The 23,294-nt window shown below is 70.2% G+C and carries 22 protein-coding genes; 8 read left to right on the forward strand and 14 right to left on the reverse strand.

Annotated elements, in window-relative coordinates; all coding sequences use genetic code 11:
- Positions 1 to 52: 52 nt before the first annotated feature.
- Positions 53 to 1,003 carry a GDP-mannose 4,6-dehydratase gene (locus FSYMDG_RS04745; RefSeq protein ID WP_013872450.1) on the forward strand — a complete coding sequence of 317 codons (951 nt, stop codon included), beginning with the start codon at positions 53 to 55 and terminating at the stop codon, positions 1,001 to 1,003.
- Between the two features lie 312 nt (positions 1,004 to 1,315).
- Here FSYMDG_RS04745 and FSYMDG_RS29970 read toward each other — a convergent pair whose 3' ends face one another.
- Together FSYMDG_RS29970 and FSYMDG_RS04755 are read right to left on the reverse strand one after the other, a co-directional pair.
- Positions 1,316 to 1,390 carry a 50S ribosomal protein bL37 gene (locus FSYMDG_RS29970; protein WP_369299096.1) on the reverse strand — a complete coding sequence of 25 codons (75 nt, stop codon included), beginning with the start codon at positions 1,388 to 1,390 and terminating at the stop codon, positions 1,316 to 1,318.
- Between the two features lie 460 nt (positions 1,391 to 1,850).
- Positions 1,851 to 2,399, reverse strand: coding sequence for a DUF5317 domain-containing protein (locus tag FSYMDG_RS04755; RefSeq protein WP_050803332.1), 549 nt, complete (start codon positions 2,397 to 2,399; stop codon positions 1,851 to 1,853).
- Positions 2,400 to 2,738: 339 nt separating this feature from the next.
- Here FSYMDG_RS04755 and FSYMDG_RS04760 point away from each other — a divergent pair, with 339 nt between their 5' ends.
- Positions 2,739 to 2,969, forward strand: a complete 231-nt coding sequence (locus FSYMDG_RS04760; protein ID WP_013872453.1) for a biotin/lipoyl-binding carrier protein — start codon at positions 2,739 to 2,741, stop codon at positions 2,967 to 2,969.
- Between the two features lie 46 nt (positions 2,970 to 3,015).
- On the opposite strand, the gene FSYMDG_RS04765 is transcribed toward FSYMDG_RS04760, so the two are convergent.
- From FSYMDG_RS04765 to FSYMDG_RS04780, 4 genes are all read right to left on the reverse strand, one after another.
- The gene (locus FSYMDG_RS04765) at positions 3,016 to 3,369 is read right to left on the reverse strand and encodes a hypothetical protein (protein ID WP_013872454.1); all 354 of its coding nucleotides are present in this window, start codon (positions 3,367 to 3,369) and stop codon (positions 3,016 to 3,018) included.
- 178 nt (positions 3,370 to 3,547) lie between these two features.
- Positions 3,548 to 4,669, reverse strand: coding sequence for a biotin synthase BioB (gene bioB, locus FSYMDG_RS04770; protein WP_013872455.1), 1,122 nt, complete (start codon positions 4,667 to 4,669; stop codon positions 3,548 to 3,550).
- A 104-nt stretch (positions 4,670 to 4,773) separates the two neighbouring features.
- Positions 4,774 to 5,490, reverse strand: a complete 717-nt coding sequence (gene bioD, locus FSYMDG_RS04775; protein ID WP_013872456.1) for a dethiobiotin synthase — start codon at positions 5,488 to 5,490, stop codon at positions 4,774 to 4,776.
- A complete protein-coding gene (locus FSYMDG_RS04780; protein WP_013872457.1) occupies positions 5,487 to 6,686 on the reverse strand; it encodes an 8-amino-7-oxononanoate synthase in 1,200 nt (399 codons plus the stop codon). The genes bioD and FSYMDG_RS04780 overlap by 4 nt, the downstream gene beginning before the upstream one ends.
- A gap of 422 nt (positions 6,687 to 7,108) precedes the next feature.
- On the opposite strand from FSYMDG_RS04780, the gene FSYMDG_RS04785 reads away from it, so the two are divergent.
- Positions 7,109 to 8,581 carry a sensor histidine kinase gene (locus tag FSYMDG_RS04785; protein WP_013872458.1) on the forward strand — a complete coding sequence of 491 codons (1,473 nt, stop codon included), beginning with the start codon at positions 7,109 to 7,111 and terminating at the stop codon, positions 8,579 to 8,581.
- A 270-nt stretch (positions 8,582 to 8,851) separates the two neighbouring features.
- Here FSYMDG_RS04785 and FSYMDG_RS23985 read toward each other — a convergent pair whose 3' ends face one another.
- Positions 8,852 to 9,100, reverse strand: a complete 249-nt coding sequence (locus tag FSYMDG_RS23985; protein WP_013872459.1) for a WhiB family transcriptional regulator — start codon at positions 9,098 to 9,100, stop codon at positions 8,852 to 8,854.
- A 578-nt stretch (positions 9,101 to 9,678) separates the two neighbouring features.
- Here FSYMDG_RS23985 and FSYMDG_RS04790 point away from each other — a divergent pair.
- Positions 9,679 to 10,413, forward strand: a complete 735-nt coding sequence (locus FSYMDG_RS04790) for a glycerophosphodiester phosphodiesterase (protein ID WP_013872460.1) — start codon at positions 9,679 to 9,681, stop codon at positions 10,411 to 10,413.
- A gap of 19 nt (positions 10,414 to 10,432) precedes the next feature.
- Here FSYMDG_RS04790 and FSYMDG_RS04795 read toward each other — a convergent pair whose 3' ends face one another.
- Positions 10,433 to 11,428: a diacylglycerol/lipid kinase family protein gene (locus tag FSYMDG_RS04795; RefSeq protein WP_013872461.1), complete on the reverse strand. Its 996-nt coding sequence runs from the start codon at positions 11,426 to 11,428 to the stop codon at positions 10,433 to 10,435.
- Positions 11,429 to 11,616: 188 nt separating this feature from the next.
- On the opposite strand from FSYMDG_RS04795, the gene FSYMDG_RS04800 reads away from it, so the two are divergent.
- Complete coding sequence (locus FSYMDG_RS04800; RefSeq protein WP_013872462.1) at positions 11,617 to 12,063, forward strand: hypothetical protein; 447 nt, start codon at positions 11,617 to 11,619, stop codon at positions 12,061 to 12,063.
- Between the two features lie 103 nt (positions 12,064 to 12,166).
- Here the strand turns inward: FSYMDG_RS04800 and FSYMDG_RS04805 are convergent, their stop codons facing one another.
- From FSYMDG_RS04805 to sodN, 3 genes are all read right to left on the reverse strand, one after another.
- Complete coding sequence (locus tag FSYMDG_RS04805; protein ID WP_013872463.1) at positions 12,167 to 13,165, reverse strand: RNA polymerase sigma factor SigF; 999 nt, start codon at positions 13,163 to 13,165, stop codon at positions 12,167 to 12,169.
- Between the two features lie 32 nt (positions 13,166 to 13,197).
- Positions 13,198 to 13,770, reverse strand: a complete 573-nt coding sequence (locus FSYMDG_RS04810; protein ID WP_013872464.1) for an anti-sigma factor — start codon at positions 13,768 to 13,770, stop codon at positions 13,198 to 13,200.
- A gap of 541 nt (positions 13,771 to 14,311) precedes the next feature.
- Positions 14,312 to 14,707, reverse strand: coding sequence for a superoxide dismutase, Ni (sodN, locus tag FSYMDG_RS04815; RefSeq protein WP_013872465.1), 396 nt, complete (start codon positions 14,705 to 14,707; stop codon positions 14,312 to 14,314).
- A 118-nt stretch (positions 14,708 to 14,825) separates the two neighbouring features.
- Between sodN and FSYMDG_RS04820 the strand changes: the two genes are divergently transcribed.
- Positions 14,826 to 15,182 carry a S24/S26 family peptidase gene (locus FSYMDG_RS04820; protein ID WP_013872466.1) on the forward strand — a complete coding sequence of 119 codons (357 nt, stop codon included), beginning with the start codon at positions 14,826 to 14,828 and terminating at the stop codon, positions 15,180 to 15,182.
- Here FSYMDG_RS04820 and rfbC read toward each other — a convergent pair.
- Positions 15,143 to 15,793, reverse strand: coding sequence for a dTDP-4-dehydrorhamnose 3,5-epimerase (gene rfbC, locus FSYMDG_RS04825; RefSeq protein ID WP_013872467.1), 651 nt, complete (start codon positions 15,791 to 15,793; stop codon positions 15,143 to 15,145). The two genes, FSYMDG_RS04820 and rfbC, sit on opposite strands and share 40 nt — an antisense overlap.
- 339 nt (positions 15,794 to 16,132) lie before the next feature.
- Here rfbC and FSYMDG_RS04830 point away from each other — a divergent pair, with 339 nt between their 5' ends.
- Positions 16,133 to 17,401, forward strand: a complete 1,269-nt coding sequence (locus FSYMDG_RS04830; protein ID WP_013872468.1) for an NAD(P)-dependent malic enzyme — start codon at positions 16,133 to 16,135, stop codon at positions 17,399 to 17,401.
- 616 nt (positions 17,402 to 18,017) lie between these two features.
- Positions 18,018 to 18,992 carry a zinc-binding dehydrogenase gene (locus FSYMDG_RS04840; RefSeq protein WP_013872470.1) on the forward strand — a complete coding sequence of 325 codons (975 nt, stop codon included), beginning with the start codon at positions 18,018 to 18,020 and terminating at the stop codon, positions 18,990 to 18,992.
- A 186-nt stretch (positions 18,993 to 19,178) separates the two neighbouring features.
- Here the strand turns inward: FSYMDG_RS04840 and FSYMDG_RS26740 are convergent, their stop codons facing one another.
- Both FSYMDG_RS26740 and FSYMDG_RS04845 read right to left on the reverse strand, forming a co-directional pair.
- Positions 19,179 to 19,355, reverse strand: coding sequence for a DUF6104 family protein (locus FSYMDG_RS26740; protein WP_013872471.1), 177 nt, complete (start codon positions 19,353 to 19,355; stop codon positions 19,179 to 19,181).
- 53 nt (positions 19,356 to 19,408) lie between these two features.
- Positions 19,409 to 23,164, reverse strand: coding sequence for a multifunctional oxoglutarate decarboxylase/oxoglutarate dehydrogenase thiamine pyrophosphate-binding subunit/dihydrolipoyllysine-residue succinyltransferase subunit (locus tag FSYMDG_RS04845; protein ID WP_013872472.1), 3,756 nt, complete (start codon positions 23,162 to 23,164; stop codon positions 19,409 to 19,411).
- Positions 23,165 to 23,294 lie beyond the last annotated feature (130 nt).

Here is a 23,294-nt window from a genome sequence, read left to right on the forward strand (position 1 = left end):
GGGGGTTGGCCATGACAGCCGACCGTCCGACTGGCGGTTAGGCTCTTGTGCCGTGCGTATCCTCGTCACCGGCGCGGCCGGTTTTATCGGTTCCACGGTCACTGACCGTATGCTCGCCGACGGCCATGATGTCGTCGGGGTCGACGACCTGTCCACCGGTCGGCTTGAGAACCTCGGCCCTGCCCTGCGTGACCACCGGTTTTCCTTCGAGAAGGTGGATATCACGTCCGCCGAGCTGATCGGCGTCGTCGAGCGGATCCGTCCCGACGTCGTCCTGCATCTGGCGGCCCAGATCGACGTGCGAGTGAGCGTCAGCGACCCGCTGCTCGACGCCCGGCTGAACGTGCTCGGGACGATCAACGTGCTGGAGGCGAGCCGGCTGGCCGGCGTCGGGAAGTTCGTCCACACCTCCTCCGGCGGCTCGATCTACGGGACGCCACAGCACCTGCCGGTGGACGAGACCGTGCCGGTGGCCCCCGAGTCGCAGTACGCCGCGGGCAAGGCAGCCGGCGAGCTCTACCTGTCCGTGTACCGGTCCACGTACGGGCTGGCCACGACGGCGCTGGCGCTGGGGAACGTCTACGGCCCCCGTCAGGATCCGCACGGCGAGGCCGGAGTGGTGGCGATCTTCGGAACGGCGATGCTCGAGGGTCGTCCGACGAGGATCTTCGGTGACGGCACGACCACCCGTGACTACGTCTTCGTCGGCGATGTCGCGGACGCCTTCGCCCGGTCCGTCCCGTCGGATGCCGCCAACGGTGAACGCCTCAACATCGGTACCAGCACGCAGACAACCGTCCGGGATCTGCACAGCGCGATCGCGGAGATCGTCGGCGTGGCGGACGCCCCCGAGTTCGCCCCGCCCCGGCCGGGTGAGCTGCAACGGATCGCGCTCGACATCGGCAGGGCGGCCCGGCTGGTCGGCTGGCGGCCCCAGGTCGATCTGGACGACGGGCTGCGGCAGACCGTGCAGTGGCTACGGATCGGTACCGCCACCGGCTGACCAGCGCCTCTTCCCGGCTGTCCCCGCAGCCTCCCCGCCGTTGGGCGGCGGGTTCGCCGCTCGTCACAGGCCGGCGGACGCTGTGTCCCGGCCGGTGTTGCTGGCCGGCCGGTTGGTTCTGGCCGGTTGGTTGTGGCCCGCTGGACTGGGCTGTGGCCCGGTGGGTCGCCACCGGGCCGTTGCCGCTCCCGGCAGGTGGCTTCGCGGCCGCACGCGGGACGCGAGCAGTGCGACAGATCCGTGACTGCCCGCGTCTGAACTCGCCCGTGGCCCGAAGAGCGTCATCCGAGGAACGTCAGGTGCTCGCGGGGATCAGGTGTTCGGGCGCTTGCCGTGGTTGGCCTTGCTCTTGGCGCGTGCGCGCCGCTTGCGCTTCTTCTTCGCCACGTCGGGAACCTCCTTTCCGCTCGGGCCATCCTGCCAGACCGCCACCCCCACCCACCGCAGCCGACTCCGCCCGCCCGCAGACCACACCCCACCGACGCCCACGCCCCCGGCCACCCGGCCCACCCGAACGATGTGGATCAGCCCACCCGCGACACCGAAACACCCTCCCCGGTCACACCCGAAGCCCCCTCCGGCACCACGCCCAAAGCCCCCGTGCCCCCGGCGAGACCGCGGGACCGCGGACCGGCTACGGGCCTTGCTGGGCCGAAGCCCCCGCCCCCACGGCGAGACCTCCGGGCCCCACGCGAGACTTCGTCCCCCACGGCGAGCCCCCGGGCCCCCACGGGGCGAGCCCCCTGGACGCCCCACTCCTTTTCCTTATCGATCATCATCAGATGATCGATAAGCCCACGCGACGACCAGCCACTCCGCCAGGGGTCCCCAAATAGCGGCAAAGCCGCTATTTGGGGGTAAGGCGGGACTCCAGGGTTCGGCGGGCCCGTACCGGCGCGACCGCGCCGAACATGCCGACGCCGGCGGCGGCCAGGACGTCGCCGATGCTGATGACGGCCCCCGCGCCGGGGAACGCCAGCGGGATCACGTCGGTGGCCGGGCGCAGGACGGTGTTGTCATCGCCCGGTGTGTGCTGGGCGGAGGCGTATATCTCGCTGGCGGACACGCCGGCCCGTTCGGCCGCCCACAGTGACACCGGCATCTGACCGCCGTTGGCGAGGATCACGACGGTGTTCAGCGCGATCCCGGCCCACAGCAGGCCGACGCCGGGCAGCCGGGAGTTCGCCGCGGCGAACAGCGCGACCGCCACCGTGGCCAGTACCCACGCGGCCGCGTACAGGCCGGGGATGAACCGGCTCACGCTCAGGGCCGCAATCGTGGCCACGAACATCCACGGGCGTGACACATAGACACGAACCAGAGCGTCCAGCGTGCCACCGCGGATCAGTCCCACGGTGACACCGCCCACCAGGGCAAGCACAAGGAGAACGAACACACTCGTAGTGTGCGTTGTCCGCGGGGTCTTCGATCGCAGGCGTGGCATTCCGGCATGTCCGGGTCGCCGTCGCGGGTTCTCCGCTGCCGCGTCCCCGGCTGTGCGGCCTGGCCGCCCGCGCCGGTTTCCCGTCCGTCCAGCGAAGATCGTTGGTGGGCTCGGAGGGAGCCTGGGGCGGGAGTTGTTACCACCGTGTCAAGAAATTGGGTGGATCGGTGGTCGAACAGGGACTTTCTTTGTCGACGTGGCGCGCAGCGGTCGGGCGTCGACGCACACTACGCTCACGCTGTGCACATGTCCGCGCCGGAGCGGGAACGCTCGGAACAGGGAAGGGGAGCCGTGGCCGAGGAAGTTCGGGCTGAGATGGTGGCCAACGTGTGGAAGGTCGTGGTCGGTGTCGGGGACACCGTGTCGGCCGGTGGCACGCTGGTGATTCTCGACTCCATGAAGATGGAGATCCCGGTACTCAGCGAGGACGGCGGCCTGGTCGCCCAGATCGCCGTGCGGGAAGGGGACGTCGTTCAGGAAGGCGATCTGATCGCACTCCTCGACCAGCTTCCGGCGGCCTGACCGTCAGGCCTGTGACGAGCGGGCCCGGAGACGAGTGGGCTGGGGGTCAGCCCGCGATCGTGCCGTGTTCGACGCAGCTGGCCGTCCAGCCGGTCGGGGTGACCTGGACGATCATCCGCCGCCGGCAGGTCTGGCAGAACCGTGGCGGTTCCAGCAACCGGGCCTGGACGCAGGTGTCGTGCCCGCTGTCGGCCAGCGGCCGCCCGCACCGGTCGCAGAAGGTCGTCTCCGCCGCACCGGGCGACCCGGGGAGTGGGCTGCGCCGGACCTCCCGGATCGGCTGTGCCGGTCCGGGAGGGGCCCCGAGGGCGACAGAAGCATGATCAGGCTGCCGGCGGTCTGTCGGCGCCCCGGGCGCGGCAGAAGAGTGATCGTGACGCCTCTGACCCTCGGTAGTCATGCTTCCGAGGGTAGAACATCGAGCGGCCCAGCCGATGTTCTACCCTCGGCCGTTCTACCCGGACCCGCCGGCCCGCCACCCACCACCGCGCGGCCGGTCGCGGCTCCACCGGCGCGCCCTGCGCCTCGGTCGTCCCGGTCGTTGCGGCCCAGCCCGCAACGACCGGGACAGCCTGTGATCAGAACGTGGACTGCATGGACTTGATGGGCATCTTCAGGTCGGCGAGCATTTCAAGATCTGCCTCGGCGGGCCGTCCCAGCGTGGTGAGGTAGTTGCCGACGATGACCGCGTTGATGCCGCCGAGCATCCCGTCGACAGCGAGATCGCCAAGAGTGATCTCGCGTCCGCCGGCGTAGCGCAGGATGGTGCGCGGCAGCGCGAGCCGAAACGCGGCGATGGTGCGCAACGCCTCCTTCGGGCCGACCACCGAAAGATCGGCGAACGGTGTGCCCGGCCGCGGGTTGAGGAAGTTCAGCGGGACCTCGTCGGGTTCCAGCGCGGCGAGCTGGCCGGCGAGTTCGGCCCGCTGCTCCAGCGTCTCACCGACCCCGATGATGGCGCCGCAGCACAGCTCCATGCCGGCGGCCCGCACCATCTCGCAGGTGTCCCACCGCTCCTGCCAGCTGTGCGTGGTCACGACCTGGGGGAAGTGCGAGCGTGCCGTCTCCAGGTTGTGGTTGTAGCGGTGGACGCCCAGCGCGGCGAGCTCGTCCACCTGTTCCTGGGTGAGCATCCCGAGCGAGCAGGCGATGTTGATGTCGACGGCGGCGCGGATCGCCTCGACCCCCGCCCGAACCTGGCTCATCAGACGCTTGTCCGGTCCCCGGACGGCGGCGACGATGCAGAACTCGGTCGCGCCGGTCTCCCTGGTCGCCTTCGCGGCCTCGACCAGCGACGGGACGTCCAGCCAGACCGAGCGCACCGGTGAGTCGAACTTGCCGGACTGGGAGCAGAAGTGGCAGTCCTCCGGGCAACCGCCGGTCTTGAGGCTGACGATCCCCTCGACCTCGACCTCCGGGCCGCACCAGCGCATCCGCACCTCGTGCGCCAGCGCCAGTGCCTCGCCGATCCGGTCGTCGTCGAGCTGTAGCACCTGAAGAATCTGTTCGGTGGAGAGTCCCTGGCCACGCTCCAGCACCTGCTCACGGGCGACCTGGAGAATGTCGGTGACCGGCGCGTTCCCGCCGGGTCGCCCGACGGCTGTCGGCTGGTCGACTGCTGGCTGGTCAGCCGCCGGCCGGGCCGGTGTCGGCGGTTGCGTCGGCGAGGGCACGGGCACGGTGACTACTGACGGCGGCAAAGCGGTCTCCCTGTGGTAGATAGGTTACGGACCGTCGATTCGTCCGAGGATCCGGGTGGCCCAGGTCCGCGAGGTCCCCGGGATGGCTGACGGACCGAGATGAGTCACGGTCTGTGACTCTCTCGGAAGTCGTGGGCGTTGAAGGTGCCGCCGAGAGCGGGCGCCAGGCAGGCCCGGGCGGTGGCGCGAAACGCCGCGGCGTCGGTGTGCCCCGCTCCCGCTGGCACCGCTCCGGCGAGTGGACGCGCGGCGAGTATCTCCATGTCCACGATGTTCGAGCGACAGGCGAGGTCGGGGTTGGCCGGCCAGGAGCCGATGACGAGCCCGGCGAGTTCCAGCCCACGGTTGGCCAGCGCCTCCAGGGTCAGCGCGGTGGTGTTGAGCGCGCCGAGCCCGGCCTCGCTGACCAGCAGCACCGGCGCGGCCAGCGTACGGGCGAGGTCGGCAACGGTGCTGCCCTCGTCGTCGTAGCGGACCAGCAGCCCGCCGGCGCCCTCCACCAGGACGAGCCGGTGGCGCTCGGCGAGCTCGCCCACATGCCGGGCGACGTCGCCGAGCGCCACCGGGGTACGCCGGTGCAGGCGGGCCGCGGCAGCCGGCGACAGCGCCGCCGGGAACCGGGCGTACTCGTACAGCTCCTCGACCCCGGACAGGGCGCGCACATGGTCGAGGTCGCCGGGCTCACCGGGCTCGGCGCCGGTCTGGGCGGCCTTCACCACGGCGACGTCGACGCCCCGATCCCGGGCGAGGGTGGCCACCGCCGCGGTGACGACCGTCTTCCCGACCCCCGTCCCGGTCCCCGTCACCACGAGGACCGTCATCCGGGACAGCCGGGTGTGCCGATGGCCGCGGCGAAGGCGTCGGCGGCCCGGGCCAGGTCGGTGGCGGTGAGGTTGGCGCGGGCCGCGACCCGCAGCCGGCTCGTGCCCGGGGGCACGGTCGGAGGGCGGAAGCAGCCGACGGCCACCCCGTGCGCACGGCAGATCTCCGTCGCCCGCACCGCGCGTTCCGGCTCACCGAGGACGACCGAGACGACCGCGCCGGCCGGTCGGGGCGCGCCGGTCAGGTCGGCCAGGTGGCGGGCGTGCCGTCGGACGCCGTCCGCGAGCTCCGGGGTGGTGGTGAGGATTCCGAGCGCGGCGAGCGCCGCGCCGGCGCAGGCCGGCGCCAGCCCGGTGTCGAAGATGAACGTGCGGGCGGTGTCGATGAGGTGCGCGCGTACGGCTGGCGGGCCCAGCACGGCACCGCCCTGGCTGCCCAGCGCCTTGGACAGGGTGACGGTGGCGATCACGTCCGGCTCGCTGGCGAGCCCGGCGTCCGCGAGCGCGCCTCGCCCGCCGGGGCCGACGACGCCGAGGCTGTGGGCCTCGTCCACGACCAGCAGCGCGCCGTGGGAGCGGACGACCGTGTGCAGCGCGGCCAGCGGGGCCAGATCGCCGTCGGCGGAGAACACCGAGTCGGTGACCACGACCGCGTGTTGCCACGACCGTTCGGCCAGCGCCGCGTCGACCGCTTCGACGTCGGCGTGCGGGACGATGATCACTTGTGCCCGGGACAGTCGGCAGGCGTCCACCAGCGACGCGTGGTTGCGCTCGTCCGAGACGATGAGGTCGTCGGGCCCGGTGAGCGAGGTGAGCACACCCAGGTTGGCCGCATACCCGGAGGCGAAGACCAGCGCTGCGGCGAAGCCGGTGTGCTCGGCGAGGGCGTCTTCAAGGTCGCCGTGCAGGGTGGTCGTCCCGGTGACCAGCCGGCTCCCGGTGGAGCCCGCGCCCCAGGTGCGCAGTGCCCGCACCCCGCCCTCGATCACCTCGGGGTGGCGGGACAGGCCCAGGTAGTCGTTGCCGGCCAGGTCCAGCAGGCGGGTGGGATCCCCGCGTGCCGGGTCGCCCGGCGCCCCTGAGTCGGGCGTACGTGGGCGCACGACCCGGCGCAGCCCGGCCTCTTCCCGGCGCCGGGCATGGCTGTCCAGCCAGCCAAGCGGATCGGCGACCGCCTTGGTGGTATGCGGATGCACACCAGGAAGCCTAGGTCAAAGGCGACGCGATCATGGTTTTCGTGTTGCCGGAGACACGGAAGTCGGTCCGTCGAAGGCAGCGCGATCGTGGTTTGTCGCGCTGCCGGAGACGCTCAGCTGGCTCGCTCGAAGGCAGCGCGATCGTGGTTTGTCGCGCTGCCGGAGACGCTCAGCTGGCTCGCTCGAAGGCAGCGCGATCGTGGTTTGTCGCGCTGCCGGAGACGCTCAGCTGGCTCGCTCGAAGGCAGCGCGATCGTGGTTTGTCGCGCTGCCGGAAACACAAAGCCGCTGGCGTCAGAGGTGATTCGATCATGATTTTCGCGTTGTCGGGAGAGTGGCCGGATCGTGGCGGCGCCGGGATCCGGGAAAGCTGATCGGGCACACGTGCTCCGAGCCGGCGCCGCGTCTGGCAATCTGCCTGCGTGGGAACGCTGGAGGACCTTCTACGCGAGAGCACCGATCTTGGTGCGGACGACATCGACCACCTGCACGCCCTGGTGGCCGACTGGGCGCTGTTGGCCGACCTGTCCTTCGCGGACCTGCTGCTGCTCGTGCCCAGCCGGGCCACGGCGGCCCGCGGCGGAGCCGGCCCGGGGGCCGAGTTCCTGGTGGTCGCGCAGGTGCGGCCGACCACCGGGCCGACGGCGTACCACAACGACGAGGTCGGCAGCGTTGTGATCAACAGGTGGGTGGTGCAGAACTCGTGGCGAGAGCGCCGGATCGCCCGTGAGGGTGAGCCGGAATGGGACGGCGGGGTGCCGGTGCGCACCGAGGCGATTCCGGTCCTGCACTCCGACCGGGTCATCGCCGTGCTGGCGCGGGACACCAACCTGGCCACCACCCGGACGCCGAGCGCGCTGGAGTCGGCGTACCTGCAGTGCGCGAACAACCTGGCACTGATGATCGCCGAGGGGGCGTTCCCGTTCCGGGGCGGCAACGACGAGTTGCCCGAGGCGCCGCGCGTCGGTGACGGGATGCTGCGTCTGGACGGCTCGGGGAAGGTCATTTTCGCCAGTCCGAACGCGCTGTCGGCGTACCGCCGCCTCGGTTACACCGGCAACGTCACCGGTGAGGACCTGCGCTCGGTGCACCGGACGCTGAACCTGCCCGCGACCACGCCGGCCGTGTGGCACGCGATCGGGCGTCGCAGGCCGGTCGAGGTGGAGCTCGCGGTCGGGAGCACGGTGGTGCTGCTGCGCGCGATCCCGCTGTTTCCCGGCGCCACCCGTGAGGTGCTGGTCCTCGTCCGCGATGTCTCGGATCTGCGGCGCCGGGAGGCGCAGCTGCTGAGCAAGGACGCGACCATCCGCGAGATCCACCATCGGGTGAAGAACAACCTGCAGACGGTCGCGGCCCTGCTGCGCCTGCAGATGCGTCGTACCAAGGTGGACGAGGCACGCCTGGCGTTGCGGGAGTCGGTGCGGCGGGTGACCTCGATCGCCGTCGTGCACGAGACCCTTTCGCAGAGCCTCGGCGAGTCGGTGCCCTTCGACGAGATCGCTGACCAGATCACGTCGGTGACAGTGGATCTGGCTTCGACCGGGACCCGGGCGAGCACGACCCGCAGGGGATCGTTCGGCCAGCTGCCCGGTGAGCTTGCCACGCCGCTGGCACTTGTGCTCTCCGAGCTTCTGCAGAATGCTGTCGAACATGCGTTCGACGGTTCCGCTGGTTCGATCGAGCTGCGGGTCCGGCGGTATCCCGACCGGCTGGACGTGGTGGTCGCCGACAACGGCGCCGGGTTGCCTGAGGACTTCCAGCTGGAGCACTCTCCCCGGCTCGGTCTGCAGATCGTGCGCCAGCTCGTCCTCGGTGAGATGCAGGGAGCAATCCGTCTTCAGGCGGGAGCGGAGCGTGGCACCGAGGCCCTGCTCTCCATCCCGTTGCGGGACTGAAAAATTTTTCCAAGATCGGTGTTATGAAGACCGTCGAGGTGGGTACAGCACCACCGTGCCTGGCACCGTCCCACCCCGTCCTGGCCTGTCGTTTTCTGCCGTCTCAACACCGGTACAGCGAGTTCCGTCGGCTTCGCTGGCAAACGATGCGGACACGGACAGGAGCAGCTCCAAGGCGCACGACAGCACCCCGGTGACCGATACCTCACGGCATGGCCATCTGGGAAGTCGTCGTACGGCTCGAGCTGGTGTGGTGCTGGTGGATACTGCTCAGGCGGTGCGAACGCGGGTGCGCGCTGGGCGTTTGAGCGCTCGGCGTTCATCCTCGCTCAAACCGCCCCAGACCCCGGAGTCCTGCCCGGTGTCAAGAGCCCAGCTCAAGCAATCACTTGTCACAGCACACCGCCGGCAGACGGCCTTTGCTTCTTCGACCTGGCGTTCAGCCGGACCGGTAGTACCGATCGGGAAGAAGAGCTCGGGATCCTCGTCGCGACAGAGCGCTCTGTGGCGCCAGTCCATGCGTACAACTCCCTCTCTCGTCTCGGGCCACACTGCACGTGAGACGCTTTACGAGCCGCCACGGTTGTGTCGCACTTTCCGGCGGCCAAACGGCTGCCGGGTCCGCGCGGCTTCTCGATCTTTCAACCGGATGCACCGTCGCGTGTGAACCCGAGGTGTATGGGTCCATCCACCTCGGACATTCGCCACCCTCCCACCGCAACTGGCATGGGCGCAAGGACCTGCAAGTGGCTTCCCGCCCCTTACCGACCCCTGACCACCTGGCTTCGTCCGTTAGAGACACAGGTGGACCACTCTTTGCGGCGGATCAGACGACAGCGACACACAGGCCGTCCTAGTACCGCCAACTCAGTGAACACGCACACCCGGCAGAGGCGGACAACATGCCGAATTGGCATTCGAGGTTGTCGTCCTGGGTTTCTCGCTCGGTTCCCGAGTCCGGGCCTCCCGGATCTCTGGCCGGCTTCCGGCCCGTGGGCGTACCAAGCCGTGATCACGCCGCTTTTGGCGTTTCGACGCAGCTGGCCTCGGCGGCCCTGGCGTTACCCGGGGCGTGGCCGTGATGGCATCGTTGGCGCATGCAGGTTCTTGGTCACCGCGGTAGCCGGGTTCCCGGTCCGGAGAACACAGCTGAGGCGGTGGACGCCGCGTTGAGCGCCGGCGCTGATGGTATCGAAGTGGACGTACGGCGCAGCGCCGACGGGGATCTGGTCTGCGTCCATGATCCTCGGCTGCCGGGGCGGCTGACCGGCCGGGCCGTGATACGCCGGACGACCCGCGAGCTCACCGGTCTGGGTGTGCCCACCCTGACCGAGATCCTCGACGCCTGGGACGGCCGTGGCCGCCTCGTCCTCGAGATCAAGAATCAGCCGGGCCAGCCCGACTTCGACGCCCCCCGGGAACGGACCGCCCGGGCCCTGGTCGAACTCCTGCGCTCCCGTGGGCTCACCCGGACCTCCGGCGACGCGCCCGGGGCCGTGACCGTCTCCTCGTTCGACTGGTTCGCGATCGAGGCGGTGCGCGACGCCGGGATCGGCGTGTCCACCGCGTTCCTCACCATGCCGCGGATGTCGGTCAGCGGCGGCATCGCCTATGTGCGCTCCGCCGGCCATCAGGAGCTGCACGCCCACATCTCCTCGGTGCTTGGCTCCCCGGACGTGCCCGAACGGGCCCGGGTAGCCGGCGTGGGCCTGGTGACCTGGACGGTCACCTCGGTGCGGGACGCCGACCGGCTGCGGGCCGCCGGTGTGGACGGGGTGATCTGCGACGACCCGGCCGAAGTCGTCCGAGGACTGGGCCGGGGAGCGGCCTGAGCGGACGTTCGCGTCCGTCTCAGACGATGACGCGCAGCGCCCTCGGCTCGGATCGCAGCGTCACCTGAGTCTGCGGGCCGATGTACTCGCCGTCCATCTGGAACGGCAGCTCGCGCGCGGCCGTCAACGTGATCGTGCGCTGGTCGTGCAGCGCACGGACGTTCTTGCCGTGGGGGCCTCGAGCGCTGTGCAGCATCTGCAGGCCGGCGTGGGCCGTCCGCGCGAGCGTCAGCCGGCGCAGGCCGAGAAGATCCAGGCCGGCGTCGAACGAGGCCGCCGGACAGGCACGTACCAGCCGGGAGTCGAGATACGTCCAGGGCGTCGTGTTGCACACCACGACGGCCTGGACGGTGCCGGGCCGCGCGGTGCCCGGGTCGGCACCGTCGGCGGCTGCCCCGGCGGTCTGGCCCGGTTCGTCGGTGGTGATGGTGATGGGCGGACGGTGGCGCCCGGCGCCACGGACGAACTGCCCGAGTGCCGAGCGCAGGTACAGCCCCGGGGTGTTGCGGCGTCCGCGTACCCGCTTGCGCTCCACCCGTTCGACCACGGCCGCGTCCACGCCGAGGCCGGCGCAGAACGTGAACCAGCGGGACTGGCTGATGCCCGACCGGCTGGTGAAGGTGGCGTGCCCGAGGCCGATCCGGCGACTGCGGCCTTCGCGCAGTGCCTCCAGAAGTTCCCCGGTGGCCTCCACCGGGGAGGCGGAGTAGCCGAGCGCGCGGGCGAAGACGTTGGTGCTCCCACCGGGCACCACGGCCAGCGCCGGAGCGCCCGGAACCGGCCCCGCCCGCAGGAGACCGTTGGCGATCTCGTTGACCGTTCCGTCGCCGCCGAAGGCGACGACGAGGTCGACGCCGGCGTCGGTGGCGCGCTCGGCGAGTTCGATGGCGTGGCCGCGGCCCTTGGTGGCGACGGTCTCCAGGTGCAGATCGGCGGCCAGGGCACTGACCAGGACATCCCGGATGCGCTGGGTCGTAGCCGTGGCGAGGGGGTTAACGACCAGCAGCGCACGCATGATGTCTACGTTAGCCGTTCAGGGCTTTCCAGGCGTCACGACGTAATTCTTGCCACCGGCGGAATCCCGACGCCGGCGGACATCCGCGTGTCGGGTGGGGGCTCGTCAGGCATACCCACCGGGGTTACGTGGCCGTGGGGAACACGTACTGTCGGCATGTGGGTTCCAGGGCTGGATTCGAGCGGATCGTGCCGACGCCGGCGGGCGGTCGACAACACGACGATGCCCGGCATGGCGCCCGGCGTGCCGTACGCGCGTTGCGGGCCGCCGTGGTACTGCTGGCCGCCGAGGGGCTGTTACTCGTCTCCCTCGGCGTCTTTCTGGTGGTGCGGGGTTTCGGCGCGGACACCGACGACCGGGGCCGGGCCGAGCTCGGCGGCCTGTTCGCGGTTGTCGCCGGAGTTGTTCTGTGGCTGCTCACGTGGGCGTTGCTCGCGCGCCGGCAGTGGGCCCGTTCTCCGCTTGTTGTTGTTCAAATTTTGTGTATTCCGGTTGCTGTTGGCCTTCTGCAGGCCCACCGCTATGGCGAGGGTGTCCCGCTGGTCGTGGTCCCGATCGGGGTGCTGGTGTTGATCGGTCTGGCCGGTGCCTACCGCCCGCACCAGCCCACGGGCCCGGGTGGTTCCTCTGAATGACCTGGCACGATCTGGCACGAGCGGGCCGCCATCGCCGGGGGCGGCCCGCTCGGCCGGGAGCGAGGGCCGAGCGGCAGCCGCCTGGCCGCGCGGTGAACGCTCGTCAGGTGTCGTCCAGCAGGCCGCGGCGCAGTTGGGCCAGCGTGCGGGCGAGCAGCCGCGAGACGTGCATCTGGGAGATCCCGAGCTCGGTGGCGATCTGCGACTGGGTCATGTTGCCGAAGAACCGCAGCAGCAGGATGCGCTTCTCCCGTGGGGGCAGCTTCTCCAGCAGCGGCTTGAGCGACTCCCGGTACTCGACTCCCTCGAGGGACTCGTCCTGGACGCCCAGGGTGTCGGCCACCGCCGGGGCCTCGTCGTCGCCGGAGTCCGGTGCGTCCAGGGAGACCGCCGAGTAGGCGTTGGCGGACTCCAGGCCCTCCAGCACCTCCTCCTCGCTCATCTGGAGATGAGCCGCGATCTCGCTGACCGTCGGTGAGCGGCCGAGCGTCTGGGAGAGTTCCGAGGTGGCCTTGGTCAGCGACAGCTTGAGTTCCTGGAGCCGCCGCGGGACTCGGATCGCCCAGCCCTTGTCCCGGAAGTGCCGTTTGATCTCGCCGACGATCGTCGGCGTCGCGTAGGTGGAGAACTCCACGCCACGCTCGGGATCGAAGCGGTCCACCGACTTGATCAGGCCGATCGTCGCCACCTGGGTCAGATCGTCCAGGGGCTCGCCGCGGTTGCGGAAACGGCGCGCGAGGTACTCGACGAGCGGCAGGTGCATCCGGACGAGCTGGTCGCGGATCTCGGCTCGCTGCTGGTCCCCCTCGGGAAGGGCGACCAGTTGGGTGAACAGCTCCCGGGCACGCACCCGATCGTTGGTCTCACCGGGATGGTCATGGCCGGAATGACCGGCGTCGGCGTCGGCGTCGGAGTCGGAGCGATCATTTTTGGGATGGCCCTGGGCCGCGACCGTCGCCGGCCTGGGCGAGCGTGGCGCCAGGGCGGCCTCCGCCACCGGTGTGCCGGGCGACGTCTCGTCCGTGGCCTCCTCGTCCGCGGCGAGGAAAAGATCGTGGCTGTCGTCGAGAAAGGCCTTCGAGCGTTGCCTGGTCGTGGCCACGGCGTCCTGAAGCGGTCGGGTACGCCCTGCGGTCACGGCGTGCCCACCGGTCCGGTGGCCGGCGCGCCGGCGTTCTCGGTCCACGGTGCCACGGGGGCCGCTGCCGCGGGCGCTGGTGTTTCGGGCGCCGCGGCCCGGGGACTGTGGATGTGTTCCTCGGGTATCCCGCGTCGCTTGCGTAGCACGATGGTGACTCGCGAGTCCGCGTCCACGGAGGAGGACACCTCGTCGGCCAGCGCGGTCAGGACCGTCCAGGCGAACGTCTCGACGGACGGTGGCTCGCCGTTCAGGCTGAGCACCGTGACCGAGACGTCGATGACGCCGGGGGAGAGCTCGAAGGTGCATTCCAGGCCCGAGCCGGGAACGGCCGACAGCAGCAGCAGAGCGCATGCCTCGTCGACGGCGATCCGCAGGTCCTCGATGTCGTCGAGGGTGAAGTCCGCGCGGGCCGCCAGCGATGCCGTGGCGGTCCGCAGGACCGACAGGTAGGCACTCGCGGCGGGCAGGGTGAGCTGGACGACGTCTCGCAGCCGTCCACCGGGGACCCCTGTCCCGGGGACACCGCCCTGACCGCTGGCGGTTTCGGTCCTCGGCGTTGTGTCCACGGCGTTACCCCCTTGTGTGCCTTGTGATTCCGTATCCCATTTGATCTCTTGACCCCCACCTGGGCAGCGGTCGTGCCGGTCAAGGTTGGAGACGTCCGTGCCCAGTTCATGCCACGTGAAGACCACCGTACCCAGTGCCGAGGCGCCACCGCAGGTCGGGTGATCGATTCTGAGGATTGTGTGGGTGATGCCGACTACGTCCCGTCGTCGTTCGGGGATGCTCCTGCCCGCGGATTCCGGCCGGAGCCGGGATTGTGATCAGCAGTAGTGGCAGCGTGCTCCGTGACATGCTCCGCGGCCAGCCTGGTAGATTTTCCGGTCCGGTAGATCTTCATCGTCGTGACCGGCCGGGCCGGCCGTATCGCGCAGAGCTCCGGTTCCCCGAGCCACCAGTGGGCCGGAAACAGGCAGCCATGCTGTTCCGGTCATGCCAACTCGTGGTACCGGAAGCCCGGGTTCCCGGATCCCTGCGCGGAGGTTACGCGGCCCACATGGCCCACACGTGTGGCCTGGATGTGGGTGGCCCGCGCGGCCATGCGGCCTATGCGGCCTTGGTCTCCCAGAAGATCGTGGAGATCCGCTCGATGAGGTCGAGCAGTTTCTGCCCGTCGGCCGGGTCGACCGAGCCCTTGGCGCCGGCCGCCCCGGCCGCCTTGGTGGCCTGCCAGAACAGGTCGTGGAGCTCGGGGTACTTCTCCAGGTGGTTGGGCTTGAAGTAGTCGGTCCACAGCACCCACAGGTGCTGCTTGACCAGGTCCGCCCGCTCCTCCTTGATGGTCAGGGCGCGAGCGCGGAAGGCCGGGTCGTCGTTGCTCTGGTACTTCTCCTGGATCGCTTTCACGGACTGCGCTTCGATCTTCGCCTGGGCCGGGTCGTAGACTCCACAGGGCAGATCACAGTGGGCGCTGACCGTTGTCTTCGGACGTAGGAGGCTCATGCTGCCGTCCCTTCTCGTCTCGTTGGACGCCTGAGGCAACTCTCGGGTGGGTGCGCATGCCGCCTGGTCGAAGGCCGGGACGCCGCGGACGTGCCCCAGCAACCCTCGGATGGTGTCGATGCGTGGCTCCACCTTGTGGCAACTTACCCGGGTGGGCCGACATGTTGCCGTGCGGATGGTCTCCGTCAGCGGCCGCTCCATGACACCGACGCTGCGGGACGGGGACGCGTGCGTGGTGCTGTGGGGAATGTCGCCACGAGTGGGTGACGTGGTCGTCGCACGGTTACCTGGCCGTGGGCTCGGGGTGAAGCGGGCTGCCTTCGTCGAGCCGGACGGGTCGTGGTGGCTGCGGTCCGACAACGTGGCGGCCGGCACCGACAGCGCGACGTTCGGTTCGGTCCCGGCCGAGGACGTGCTGGGCCGGGTGATCGCACGCTACTGGCCGTGGCCCGCCTGGATTCGTAGGGTCTCGTAGTAGGCCGTGCACGCGCTGTAGGACGGCAGCAGGCCAGCGGCCTCCGCCTCCTTCAGCGACGGGGCCCTCGCGTCCTTCTCGGACAGCAGCGGGGCCACGTCCCGCGGCCAGGGCAGCGTCAGGTCGGGGTCGAGCGGGTCGATGCCGTACTCGCGCGCGGGGCTGTAGGGTGTCGAACAAATGTACGATATCGCCGCGTTGTCGGTGAGCGCCATGAAGGAGTGGCCGAGTCCTTCGGCGAGGTAGAGGCCCTTGCGGTCCACGTCGTCGAGCAGCACCGCCTGATGCGTTCCGTACGTCGGCGAACCGAGCCGGATGTCGACCACGCAGTCGAGAACCCGGCCATGGACGCAGGTGACGTACTTGGCCTGGCTGGGCGGTACGGCGGCGTAGTGGATGCCGCGCAGCGTCCCGCGCCGGCTCACGCTGTGGTTAGCCTGGGCGAGGTGGAGCGGGTGGCCGACCGCCTCGACCACGGTCTCGGACCGGAACCACTCCAGGAAGGTGCCCCGGTCGTCGGTGTGCTGGCGGGGGGTGAACACCCAGGCGCCGGCTATCTCGAGTTCGTGAACCTCCACGAACGCGCACCGTACCCGGTAACGATGCCCCATGGGGGCCAATGCGCTCCCACCTGCCAGGTGGGCATCCCGGCCGGCGCACGAGGACCACGCCGGCCAGCGCCGGCCAGCGCTGATCGCTGCTGATCGTTGCTGGTCACCGTTGGTCCGTGCCTGTTCCGGTATCGATCCATTGGTGTTCCGGTACGCCGGGCCGGCCGCAAAAACTATTCGGGACACCCGGGGCACGCGCATGCTTCAGTCGAGGACATGGGGTGTCCGTGCAGGAGGCGGCGGGACCCGCATGTCATATTGGAAGGCATCCCCGGGCGATCCCCGGACCTGCCGTCCACGCCTCCCACCCGTCGAGGCATCTCGTCCGAGGGAGTAGTGATGACTGCCACAACTGATCATTCTGTCAACCAGGCCGTCCCCGACGCGCTGGGGGATCTGCCGCCAGCCGTGCCCCGGCCCGCCGTCGCGTCGGATGGGCCGGGGTCGCTGGCCCGTGACATCGACCCCGTGTTCACCCTGCACAGGGGTGGCAAGATCGGCATTGCGCTGACCGTCCCGCTGAACGACCGGGAGGATCTTTCGCTTGCCTACACCCCCGGGGTCGCGCGGGTCTGCACAGCCATCGCGGACGAGCCGGGCCTGGCGGACGACTTCACCTGGCGGTCGAACGTCGTCGCGGTGGTGACCGACGGCACCGCCGTGCTGGGGCTGGGCAACATCGGCCCGGCCGCGGCACTGCCGGTCATGGAGGGCAAGGCGGCGTTGTTCAAACAGTTCGCCGGGGTGGACGCGATCCCGATCTGCCTGGACTGCACCGACACCGAGCAGATCGTGGAGACGGTCGCCCGGCTGGCGCCCAGTTTCGGCGGCATCAACCTGGAGGACATCTCCGCGCCGCGCTGCTTCGCCGTCGAACGGCTGCTCCAGGACCGTCTCGACATCCCGGTCTTCCATGACGACCAGCACGGGACGGCGATCGTGGCGCTCGCCGCGCTGGAGAACGCGGCGCGGCTGACCGGCCGGCGGCTGGACGACCTGCGCGCGGTGGTCTCCGGTGCGGGCGCCGCGGGCCTGGCGGTGACCCGCATCCTGCTCGCCGCCGGCATCGGGGACATCGCGGTCGGTGACAGCCGGGGGATCCTGCACCCGGACCGGGCCGATCTCACCCCGGTCAAGGCGGAGATCGCGGCCACGACCAACCGAGCCGGGATCTCCGGTTCGATCAACGCCGCGCTGGCCGGGGCGGACGTCTTCCTCGGCCTGTCCTCGGGCACGGTGCCCGAGGCGGCCGTGGCTTCGATGGCGCCGGACTCGATCGTGTTCGCGATGGCGAACCCCGACCCCGAGGTCGATCCGGAGGTCGCGCGCCGGCACGCCCGGGTCGTCGCCACCGGGCGCAGCGACTACCCGAACCAGATCAACAATGTGCTGGCCTTCCCCGGTGTGTTCCGCGGGGCGCTGGACGTGCGTGCGAGCCGGATCACCGAGTCGATGAAGCTGGCGGCGGCGGACGCGCTCGCCGCTGTGATCGCGGACGAGCTGACCGAGGAACACATCATCCCGAGCGTTTTCGACGACCGGGTGGCGCCGGCGGTTGCCGCCGCGGTGGCTCGCCAGGCACACGCCGATGGGGTGGCCCGCCGGTAGACGCACCGTGCGCCGCTGGTGGACGTGCTGTCGGCGGCGTGTGGCCGGTGGCGCGTGGGGCCCGGCCGGGGTCGTACCGCGGAGGCGTCCGTGCGGTGGCCTCGGACAGCCGGGACAGGCCGTCCGCCGCGCCGCCGCCGGGACCCGGGGCCTCCCGTCACCCTGGCCGCGGTCGGAGCGGGCCGCTCAGACCCGGCCGCAGCCGGGGCACTGCCGGTTCTCGGACACTTCCGCCAGCGGCCGCAGCGTTCCGCATCCCTTGTAGGTGCAGGAGACGAAATCCGTCACGGAAACGACGATCGTGGTGCCGTCGGCGTGAGCGGTTGGCGCGGGATCGGCCACCGACACGGGTATTTGCTGTCTCCGGCGGAACCACCGGGACACACCCGAGCCGGGCTCCTGCACCCGCCTGTGTGTCGTCACGTTGAAGAGTGGAGCACAGCCGCCCCTGTCGTGCGGCGCAGGCGGTGTAGTGCACATGGTTTTTCATGTGTGTGTAGTTATCTAGTAGTTTATTTGTTGTTTTTCCGATGGATGTGGATGGAGAAAATCCGGCCGCTCCTCCCGGTCGATGTGATCACGAGCGTCACGCCGGACGTGGCTTTACTGTTGGTTGATGCTCGCTGTCGCCGCTGTGTCCCAGAACGCCGACGACCCCCTCTCGGGCCTGGACGTCGGTGAGCAGCCCGCCCCCGACGTCCCCGACGGTTGGACGACCGTGTCCATCCGGGCCGCGACGCTCAACCATCATGATCTTTTCAGTCTGCGCGGGGTCGGGCTGCCCGCGGACAGGCTGCCGATGATCCTCGGCTGCGACGCGGCGGGGGTGAGCGCGGACGGCGACGAGGTGATCGTCCACGCGGTCATCGGTGACCCGGCCGCCGGCGGCGGGGACGAGACCCTCGACCCGCGGCGGACGCTGCTCTCGGAGCTGTACCCCGGCACCCTGGCCGAGGCGGTGGCGGTACCGCGGCGCAACCTGGTGCCCAAACCGCCCGCGCTGTCGTTCGAGGAGGCCGCCTGCCTGCCGACCGCGTGGCTGACGGCCTACCGGATGGTCGTCCACCGGTCCGCTCTGCCGGCCGCCGGGGGCGGAACCCTGCTGGTGCAGGGCGCCGGCGGCGGGGTGTCCACGGCCGCGATCATCCTTGGGAAGGCCGCCGGCCACACCGTTCTCGTCACCTCCAGAGACGCCGCCAAGCGGGAGCGGGCGCTGAAGATCGGTGCGGACGAGGCGTTCGAGCCCGGCGCGCGGCTGCCGGTCAGGGTCGACGCGGTGATCGAGACCGTGGGGGCGGCGACCTGGGGACACTCCCTGCGGTCGCTACGGCCCGGCGGCCGGATCGTCTGCTCGGGCACGACCACCGGTGCCAACCCACCAGCCGAGCTCAACCGGCTGTTCTTCCTCCAGCTCTCCGTCGTTGGCTCCACCATGGGCACCCGGGACGAGCTGGCCGAACTCGCCGCCTTCATCGATCGGACCGGGGTCCGCCCGCTCGTCAACGACGTCCGTCCGCTCGCCGACGCTCGCGCGTCGTTCGCGAAACTCGTCCGCGGGGACGTCTTCGGCAAGCTTGTCCTCACCGTCTGAGCTGTCTGGATCATTTGAACCGCCTGAAACAGGCGAAAACTGCACGAAAAAGGCAGGGGCAGATCGAAATCGGTCTGCCCCTGCCTTTTTCTTTCGGCTGTTCGGCTCGGGGAGCCGCGGGAGGCCGGCTGGCCGGCGCGGCTGGCCAGGGGACGGGTGCCCCTGCCGCTACGCCGGCCGTCCGGCTCAGTCGTCCAGGTCGTCGAGGCGGGCCAGGTAGGTGGCCAGTTCCTCGACCGCATCCTCATACTGGGGATGCAGGTCGACGAACGTGCGCAACTGGTCGGCGAGCCAGTCGAGCGTTACGGACTCCTCACCGCGACGCTGCGACAGCTCCTCGACACCCCGGTCGGTGAAATACACCGCATACTCCGCCCCACGCTGAGATGACAGCCACGCTGAGATGAGAGGGAAGGCTACCCGGCGAACGCCTGTCCGAGCAGCTCCGCCTGCTCCTTCTCGTGCCGCGAGGAGGAGCCGGAGGCTGGCGCGGCCGACGCGTTACGGGAGGCCCGGCGCAGCACCAGGCCGGCGGGCAGCGCCTCCGGCAGATGGATGGCCATGTGCGGGTAGGCACCCTGGTTGGCGGGTTCCTCCTGCACCCAGGTCACCTCGGTGAGGTTCGGGTAGGTCGCCAGCACCGCGCGCAGCTCCGCGACCGGGGTCGGGTAGAGCTGTTCGACCCGGACGAGCGCGGTGCCGGTGATCTCCTTCTTGGCCCGTGTGGCCAGCAGATCGTAGTAGACCTTCCCGCTGGACAGCAGCACCCGGCGGATGCCGGCGTGGTCACCGACGCTCGCGTCGTCGATGACCGGCAGCCACGACCCGCCGGTCAGCTCCTCGACCGTCGACGTCGCCGCCTTCAGCCGCAGCATCGACTTGGGGGTGAAGACGACCAGCGGGCGGCGCACGGGCGAGAGCGCCTGCCGGCGCAGCAGGTGGAAGTAGCTCGCCGGGCTGGACGGGGCCGACACCAGCATGTTGTTCTCGGCGCACAGGCTGAGGAAGCGTTCGACGCGCGCCGAGGAGTGGTCCGGCCCCTGGCCCTCGTAGCCGTGCGGGAGCAGCAGGCCGACCGCGCTGCGCTGCCCCCACTTGGCCTCGCCCGCCGCGATGAACTCGTCGATGATCGACTGGGCGCCGTTGGCGAAGTCACCGAACTGGGCCTCCCACAGCACGAGCGCGTCCGGCCGGGCCACCGAGTAGCCGTACTCGAAGCCCATCGCGGCGAACTCGGACAGCAGCGAGTCGTGGACGTAGAAGGTGCCGGCGCCCGACTCGACCTCCAGCGACTTCAGCGGCGAGTACTCCTCGCCGGTGTGCCGGTCGACCAGGACCGCGTGCCGCTGGCCGAAGGTGCCGCGCCGGCTGTCCTGCCCGGCGAGGCGGATGGGCCGCCCGTCCAACAGGATCGAACCGAACGCGATGGTCTCGGCGCACGCCCAGTCGATCGCCCCGGTGGCGACCATCTGGGCCCGGCGCTCGAGCTGCGGGCGCAGCCTCGGGTGGACGGTGAAGCCCTCCGGCAGCGTGGTCTGGGTGTCGATGATCTTCTTGACGACGTCCAGCGACACGGCGGTGGACACGGCGGCCGCGGCGGCGGCCTCCGCCGGGGTCGTCACCAGCCGGGGCTGGCTGGCCGGCCGGCTGGTGGTGTCGCGGGTTTCCGCGAACGCCTTCTCCAGCTGCGCCGAGTAGTCCTTCATGGCCTGCTCGGCCTCGGCCGGGGTGATGTCGCCACGGCCGATCAGGGCCTCCGTGTAGAGCTTGCGCACCGACCGCTTGGTGGCGATGGTGTCGTACATCAGCGGCTGGGTGAACGACGGCTCGTCCATCTCGTTGTGGCCGCGCCGCCGGTAGCACACCATGTCGATCACGACGTCCTTGTGGAACGCCTGCCGGAACTCGACGGCCAGCCGCGCGACGCGCACACACGCCTCGGGGTCGTCCCCGTTGACGTGGAAGATCGGGGCCTGCACCATCCGGGCGACGTCGGTGGCGTACACCGACGACCGGCTGGACACCGGCGAGGTCGTGAACCCGACCTGGTTGTTGATGACGAGATGCACGGTGCCGCCGGTGCGGTAGCCGCGCAGCTGGGAGAGGTTCAGCGTCTCGGCGACCACGCCCTGGCCGGCGAAGGCGGCGTCCCCGTGGATGAGCACGGGCAGGACGGTGAAGCCCTCCGGACCCTTGTTGAGCAGGTCCTGTTTGGCACGGACGACGCCTTCGAGCACCGGGTCGACCGCCTCCAGGTGGGAGGGGTTGGACACCAGGGAGACCGCCACCTCGCGGCCGTCGGGAGTGGTGTAGACGCCCTCGGCACCGAGGTGGTACTTGACGTCACCCGAGCCGTGCGCGGTCTGCGGGTCGACGTACCCCTCGAACTCGGCGAAGATCTGCCGGTAGGACTTGCCGATGATGTTCGCCAGGACGTTGAGACGGCCACGGTGGGCCATCCCGAAGGCGACCTCGTCCATGCCGGCCTCGGAGGCCCGTTGCAGGACCTCGTCCAGCAGCGGGATTGCCGACTCCCCGCCTTCGAGGGAGAAGCGCCGCTGCCCGACGTACTTGGTCTGCAGGAAGGACTCGAACGCCTCGGCCGCGCCCAGCCGCTCGAGGACGTGCAGCTGCTCGGCTGGGTCGGGACGCTCGGCGGAGCGTTCGACCCGCTGCTGGATCCAGACCCGCTCGTCCGGCTCCTGGATGTGCATGTACTCGATGCCGACCCGGCGGCAGTAGGAGTCCCGCAGGACGCCCAGAATGTCGCGCAGGGTCATCGTCCGCTGGCCGGCGAAGCCGTCGACGGGGAACTCGCGGTCGAGGTCCCACAGGGTCAGCCCGTGGCTGATGATGTCGAGGTCGGGGTGGCTGCGGATGGCGAACTCGAGCGGGTTGGTGTCGGCCATCAGGTGGCCGCGGACCCGGTAGGCGTGGATCAGTTCCAGCACCCGGGTGCCGTGGTCGAGATCGCCCTCGTGGGACGAGGTGATGTCGGCGACCCACTGCACCGGCTCGTACGGGACGCGCAATGAGCGGAAGACCTCCTCGTAGAAGTCGTCCGCGCCCAGCAGCAGCTGGTGGATGCGGCGCAGGTACTCGCCGGACTGCGCACCCTGGATGATCCGGTGGTCGTAGGTGCTGGTCAGAGTGATGATCTTTGAGACGGCCAGTCTCGACAGGGTCTCCTGGGAGGCGCCCTGGAACTCGGCCGGGTACTCCATCGCGCCGACCCCGATGATCGTCCCCTGGCCCTGCATCAGGCGGGGCACCGAGTGCACGGTGCCGATGCCGCCGGGGTTGGTCAGCGTGATCGTCACGTTGGCGAAGTCGTCCGCCGTGATCTTGTTTGTCCGGGCGCGCCGGATGAGGTCCTCGTAGGTGAGCCAGAACTGGCTGAAGTCCATCGTCTCGGCCTGCTTGATCGCGACGACGACCAGCTGGCGCGAGGAGCCCTTGACCAGGTCGATGGCGATGCCCAGGTTGACGTGTTCCGGCGTGACCAGGGCGGGCTTGCCACCGACCTCGGTGTAGGAGTGGTTCATCACCGGGGTGGCCTGCAGCGCCCTGACCATGGCGTAGCCGATCAGGTGCGTGAAGGACACCTTGCCGCCGCGGGAACGAGCCAGATGCCGGTTGATGACGATCCGGTTGTCCGCGAGCAGCTTGGCGGGCACCGCCCGCACCGACGTCGCCGTGGGGACATGCAGGGACGTCTCCATGTTCGCGACGACGCGGGCGGCGGCGCCTCGCAACGGTGACGTCGGGACGCCACCGTCCGCGGCGGGAGCGCTCTGGCCGGCCGTTGGTACGGCTGTTGCCGCTGGTACGGCTGTTGCCGCTGGCGCGCTGGCCACGGGAGCCGCGCTGGCCACGGGAGCCGCGGGGGTCACCGGGGTCGCGGCGGTCGGCGCGGTGGCCGGCTGGCCGGCTGGGACCGCGTCGGGGACACCGCCCGCGGCCGGTACCGCACCGTCGGCGACGGCTGGCGGGACGGGCCCCGCCACGCCTGGCTGGCCGTTGACACCCTCTGGCCGGTAGTCGGAGAGGAACTCGCGCCACTGTGGCGAGACGCTCTCTGGATCGGCGAGGTACTGCTGGTAGATCTCGAATACCAGCCACTCGTTGGGGCCGAAGTCGGGGCCGGACTCGGGTACCGTCGGTGCTGCCACGGGGGCGTTCCCCTCTATCCACCTTCTGCTGGGGCCCGAGGCGCGGGCCCTTCCGCTGCCGTGTAATCAGGCTACTCGTCACCTTCACCTGGATGTGTCTGAAGGTCGTGGCCCGTGATCCGAGCCACGG

The organism is Candidatus Protofrankia datiscae (genome assembly GCF_000177615.2).
Taxonomy (GTDB): Bacteria; Actinomycetota; Actinomycetes; order Frankiales; family Frankiaceae; genus Protofrankia; species Protofrankia coriariae.